Here is a 6,311-nt window from a genome sequence, read left to right as displayed (position 1 = left end):
GATATAGAAATTGATATCATTCGTTTAATTTCTCAACAAAAAGACAATGAATATATAGCTAAAATACTTAATATTAGTCCTAGAACTGTTGAAAATCACAGACGGCGAATTATACAAAAAACCAATCAAAAAAACATTACTGATGTGGTTACCTTGACGCTGAAAAATCGAATTATTAAATTGGAAGAATTATAAATTTCTAAACATCGTAATAGTGATTTGAAAGTAAATCAATATGTTCCCTACTCCTATTTAACTCTTTAATTAGCGATATTACTTACATACACCGCAGCTACCACCGTCTTTAGAACAGTGCTTACAATACTTGCAATTTTTACAAACAGTACATTTACTAGAACCTGTGCATTTACGACCAGCACTATACGTATTTATGGTAAAACTAAGGATTGCAACCGCAACCAACATAAGCAACACAACTATTCTCTTTTTCATTATTAACGTTTAAAATTTTTATTATGTAAAAGTAAATGACCATAATTAAAATTCGTTGCGTATTTTTACGTTAATTAGACTATGATAAAACCATCGTAATCTCATATTGCCTTATAATTCTATTGAAACCAAAAAATCATCCCCAAAAATAAATTCTCAAAACACAATTTAATAGTATAAAGCTTCTTGAAAAGCAAATTGTTTTCCTGTTTAATCGTTTTAGATGCGTTCTTAATGAAAGATTTTTTCTTTCAATGTGATTGGTGCTAAATGGTTTTGTATTGTGAATAGTAGTATTCAATAATGACTTATAGTGAACTAAATTATCTGTATATACTTTTTTGGGGTTAGATAACAATAATGAATTAGTAACATATTGCAAGGTTCTTTTGGTTCTTCTACCTATACTAAAATTTACAACTTGTTTGGTTTCCCTTTCTAAGGCATAAACTATCCAAATTGGTTTTTCTTTATTTCGTATAAACGTTCTAATTTCATCAACTTCATAAGATTTGTATTTATAAATGGGCTGATTGGGTATTTTCTTGGCTATTGCAATTATTCTTTTTAAAAGTGTAGTCGTAGATATTTTTAATATTCTTGCTGTGCTTCGTATTCCTAGTCCTTCTTTAGTAAATTGAACGATATTATTATTTATATTGGGTAAATAGGCTTTGTAAGTATAATTTTCTACTTGCGTTTTATTACAGAATTTACATTTAAAACGTACTTTATTTGCAGCCGACTTTCCATATTTAATTAGAAAATTATTACAAAAACCACAAATTTCTTTGCCACCAACACGTTTGATACACGAAGTTACAGATTCTTTCATTTTAGACGATTTAAGAGTATAAAAATAATAAAGACGACCAAGTGGTCGCCTTTATTATCAAATTATTTTTTATAAATAGTATTAATAATCAAGTAGTTATAAATTAATATTTTAATAACAACACATTTGATACATTACCAATCTGATTCATTACCGTTCAATATATAATCCCCATTTTAACTTAAATGGTTTATACCAAATACTTTTAGAGTGAAATTCTTTTGAATTACCACAATATTCATATAAATAATAAGAAATTTCATCTAAACTGTTGTCTTCAATTTTAAAGAATACTTTAGTAAAACTATTATTTAAACTACAACTATCCTCAACTTTTTCAAATCTAATTTCGTCTATACTGTATTTTATCATATCACTTTTTATTTCCGAATCCAAAACAAAATCTTTAGTATTTAAAATCTCATTTTTATCTTTAATAAATACGATTCTATTCCTATCAGAATTAAAAAAATAATCCTTATGTTTTTTTTCAATTTTGACTATTAGTTTTTCCAAATTTGGTGAAACAATTTTTAATTTCTCAAAATTTGATTCTTCTTTACTTTTACAATAAGTAAAAATAAAAATGATTGTAAAATAAATTATTTTTTTCATATTATTCTCTAAAAGATAGTCTATGTTTTAATATTAAATCTTCAGAAGCATTATTTCTGGAATTATATAATTGCCTACCAAATAAAGTTCCAGCAGAAATTGCTTTTTGCTCCCATCTTTCATCATTTCTTCCTGAAGTTCCCTTTTCAGCAACCCAATTAGATGAAAAAACACTTCCATGATATTGTAAAACCATTCCCCATAAAAAATTACCCGCTTCATTAGGATTATAAACAACACCACCAATAGAAACCAAACTTCTTCTATTAAAGCCAAACATATCATATAAAACATTTTTATAATCAAGTTTACCTCCAACAGATTCACGAAATTCAGCTAATTCGATATTATTTGAATATAAATCATAAAAAACGTGAGCAGCCTGTCCTAAAATTTGATATATATGCCCCATCTCTAGATATTGTATATCCTTGAAATCACCAACATTGTTATTTGAATCATCTCTACCCATTAAAGTCATAAAACTATTCGCAGTTAAAGTTTTCCCTTGATATACAAAGGTATTCCCTTTATTCCCACTTTCTTTAGTTCCAACTAATTTTGCATTCCCATCTTTATTTAATTCAAATTTATATGTAGCTTCAATACCATCATTTTTTTGAAGCCAATCTGTGACATAATTAAAATCTACTTCTTTCCCATTGTCATAATATCTTCCATTCTTAAAAATTGGGTCTAATCCTAAAAAATCAATATAATTCACAGGATTATTTTTACAGTAATTATAAGGAGATAAATCTAAATATGATTCTGAATGATAATCCATATTTCCCCAACGTCCAATATCAGCCATATAATTTCTAACACCATAATCATACATGTTAAGCCCAAGTTCTTCTTGCAACTCCTTTCCGTTGTACTTATAATTGTAACTTGCATTCGCTACTGCTGGCATAGGAACTAACTCTACACCTGTATCAGGAAATTGGTCAAAATCTAAATGCTCTACATTATAATTTTTGTGTTTTAATCCAAAAGCATAAAAATGGTTTTCATCTAATATTTTTACCCTGTTTCTTACAAGTGGGTCTCTAGCATAAGACAGCCTTACGTTTCCTAAATGGTCAGTGTAATTAAATACATAATTAAAACTTCCCAATGCACTATTTTCTCCGCCTTGTGCGGCTAGTGGCTTGGTGTAATGAACGTACCCTTCGGCATGTGGAAAAAATTGTAAAGTTGTGTTTAGATACTGAAAACCACTTAAATAATCGGTTGTGGTAGTAATATGCGCCACATTATCTTCAACTACTTTTTTTACTTTTCCTCCTATCGCATTATAAAGATAATATATATTTCCTTTTGCTCCAAAATTTATTTTTACGGGTAAATTTAAATGATTGTATGTTATGCTTTCGATTTCTTTGTTAATATCTGCGGTCATGTTGCCGTTGTTGTCATAACTAAAATCATTTTCAGTAGAGGCGTAATTGTCTTTAAACCCTTGTGGGCTGTTACTTAAATCGATTACTTTTAGTAATTGGTTTTTATTTTCTGGGTGGTAACTGTACTCTAAATTGTCTATTTGATTTACTGGAGCACCTCCGCTTGGGTCTAAATTTCCATTTCTCTCTAAAGTTAAAATATTACCAGCTTTGTCATAACTAAGTTTTTCTAGGTAATTATCTAAAGTATTAGGATCTTCAGGTTTGCTATAATTGGCTTCTAATAATCGATTTAAATTATCATAATTATAGGCGTATTTTCGTTTTGTGTTATCAGCACTTGTGCGCCATAAGGTTTCGGATATGTTGCCGTTAAACAGTCCTTCCGTGTCATTTTCTTTTTTGTTGTAATTAATTTTAAAAGCAAACAAATCGTTTTCTGTTGCCGATGGCATTAAATTATTTACATCGTTAATCGCTGTAAGCCAGCCTCTAATATTGTATTTGTAATTTACTTTTTGTATAGCTTGTGTACCTGTAACATCTGTGCCACCTACATTTTTAGCAAGTAATTGCCCTAATTCATCATACGTATTTAAAGTAAGTAATTGTTCGGGTAATGCCCCTACAATTTCATGGGTATGCTTTAGTAATCGGTCTTGTGCCGTATAGGTAAAACGTTCTTTTACTGTAAACAATTGTCCTGAAGCGGTTCTTTTATGTGAGCTTACGGTATAAAGTGTTTTACCTGCCCAATCCAATTTACTGTCCACTTGTGTATAACCTCCCAAATAGTTTTTGGTGTAACTTCTAATGGGTCTGTATTTGGTGTCGTAAACAGTGTAACTTAACTCATTTGAAGTAGAACCAGCAGCATCTAACACACGCACCCAGCTACCAGTTGGCATACCTTTTAGGTTGGTGCTTTGTGTGTTTTGTCCTTCTATTTGTGATGGAATAGGAGGTGCATTTGGAAAATCATAACTGTCGTAATAATTGACGGTAAGTACAACAAACGCACTTGGACTTACTTGATTGGTGTATTTGGTAGCGATGCCGTTTATCGTGGTAGCACTAGTGGTTTTACTCTCTGAAAAAACAGTAGCATTGTTATAGGTGTCTTGTAATGTTTTTCGGTTAGCCGAACTTGCTACAGCGGCATTGTACCAAGCGGTATATACAGGACGATTAAACACATCGTATTTTGTGATAAGCCAACCTTTGTTGGTATCGCTTCCACCATAAGGATTATACGCAGGACCTGTAGCCACAACTCTATCTAATTTGTCATATACGATGTATTCCCACTGTTTGCCTGGTAGTTTCTTTTCTACTAAGCGGTTACGAGCATCGTATTTGTATTGGTAAGCGGCATGCTGTAATAATGCTTGATTAGCTGTTGCAGTATAATTTGTGGTATAGGCAAATTGAGATGGATTAAGTGAAAATGCAAATGCTAAATTATTTGGTAAAGCAATAAAACAATTTTGTTGAGCTGTATTTAATCTAAATTTTAGTGTGTTACTTTCAATATATAATGTATATCCGTAAAAATTAATTAAATCCTGATTTGGAACTAAACTTGGTAATTCTAATGAAAATGTTTTTGTTAAATCAATTTTTGCAGTTGTAAAACTTGAATTAAAATGACATTCAAAAACGCTGTTTTGAATATTTATATATAATCCTCCTCCTCCAACAACATTAGAACCATTACACGATAATAAAAACTCGTTATAGCCAATCATTTTATTAAAAACATAAGGTACCTGATTTGAAGAAATTGATACTATTTCATCTGATAAAGTAGGTGGCAAAACATATATCAGGTTTCCTATGGCATCGTACACATAATAAGTGTCGTGTTTAATATTATTATTAAACGCTCTTTTTAAAACCACTCTACCAAAGTTATCTTTATATTCTTCAATGGTATTGTTATTTCCAGAACTAGTGGTCCAATTTTCATCTTTAACAATGGATTTATAGACTGTTCTATTCGGGTGATAGCCTTGGCAAACTAAAGTATAGTTATAAACCATATTGGCGGTATCAAACTGTCTATCTGCTACAAATTTATATACTAAATCACTTTGTTCGTTAAGTTTGTAGTCGAATTTAATTTCTTTACCGCTACCCATTGCCCAGGCATTGCCCGGGGCTGCTTGTTTTAATACTCTGTTTAACGGAGAAGCTTCAAATTGCTTTTGACTATAAGGATTGGTTGTGTTTTCATACCCAATGGTGCTATAAAATCCCAAAACATTAGAGCCAGCACTAGCATTATAGTTTAAACTAGGGGTTTGGTTGGCATAAGGTAAAAATTCTTTTTCCACTCTGCCATAAGCATCATATGCTATGTGCGTTACAATGTCTTTTCCCGAATTGGATTGGGCATGTGCCACTTGTTGTATCGGACGTCCCAACCCATCAAAATAACTTACCTGTGTAACCGCTTGTACAGGTGTGGGTGTTACCAATGCGTTTAAAGTAGGTTCTTTGTAGGTTTTGGTTTTAATCCAATTTTGGTCGGGGCTTTGGGCTATTGCTAATATAGGTAGTAGCAATAATAGGTATAGTATTTTTCTCATGTCCAATTAGTTTTTATAATGATATTCATTTTCACTTAAAATATTGCCGCTACTGTCTTTTACAAATTGAAGTCGGTTAAAACTATCATAATGATAGGTTTGGGTATCGCCTTTAGAGTCGGTAATGGTACTTACACCTATTAAGGGTTTGTGAGTATAGGTAGTTACTAAAGCATTGGGCAAAATAGAACCTCTTAGAATATTTAAAGCCGTTATTAAATCTACCTCTGTTCCAGTATTTGATAAATTTTGCAGGTTAGTTATAATAGATGCAGGAATAGAAGCATATTGAATATTTTCAATTTTTGCGATAATATATGATTTATTATAACCCCAAATGATAGCTGTGGAAATATCATGCTCGTTGTGATATTGTATAATGTTATTTTTATCATCAAATAAGTCATAATA

General features: G+C 30.9%; 4 protein-coding genes and 1 pseudogene. 1 reads left to right on the top strand and 4 read right to left on the bottom strand.

All coding sequences use genetic code 11. The features are described 5' to 3' along the window. Positions 1–195: response regulator transcription factor (locus ACIQZ1_RS09365; RefSeq protein ID WP_396160755.1), on the top strand; the 195-nt coding region annotated here is incomplete at its 5' end. Positions 196–589: 394 nt separating this feature from the next. Here ACIQZ1_RS09365 and ACIQZ1_RS09360 read toward each other — a convergent pair. From ACIQZ1_RS09360 to ACIQZ1_RS09345, 4 genes and pseudogenes are all read right to left on the bottom strand, one after another. Further along, a complete protein-coding gene (locus ACIQZ1_RS09360; protein ID WP_396160753.1) occupies positions 590–1,288 on the bottom strand; it encodes an IS1 family transposase in 699 nt (232 codons plus the stop codon). Between the two features lie 150 nt (positions 1,289–1,438). Further along, on the bottom strand, positions 1,439–1,804 hold the full coding sequence (locus ACIQZ1_RS09355) for a hypothetical protein (RefSeq protein WP_396160751.1): 366 nt from the start codon (positions 1,802–1,804) through the stop codon (positions 1,439–1,441). Positions 1,805–1,904: 100 nt separating this feature from the next. Further along, positions 1,905–5,900 carry a DUF6443 domain-containing protein gene (locus tag ACIQZ1_RS09350; RefSeq protein ID WP_396160749.1) on the bottom strand — a complete coding sequence of 1,332 codons (3,996 nt, stop codon included), beginning with the start codon at positions 5,898–5,900 and terminating at the stop codon, positions 1,905–1,907. A gap of 6 nt (positions 5,901–5,906) precedes the next feature. Further along, positions 5,907–6,311 (bottom strand): annotated as a pseudogene (locus ACIQZ1_RS09345) (hypothetical protein); the annotation flags it as partial.

It is taken from the genome of Flavobacterium sp. (assembly GCF_044341185.1).
Lineage (GTDB): Bacteria > Bacteroidota > Bacteroidia > Flavobacteriales > Flavobacteriaceae > Flavobacterium.
The sequence above is the reverse complement of the archived record's forward strand: the minus strand, read 5'-3'. Positions and strand labels throughout refer to the sequence as shown.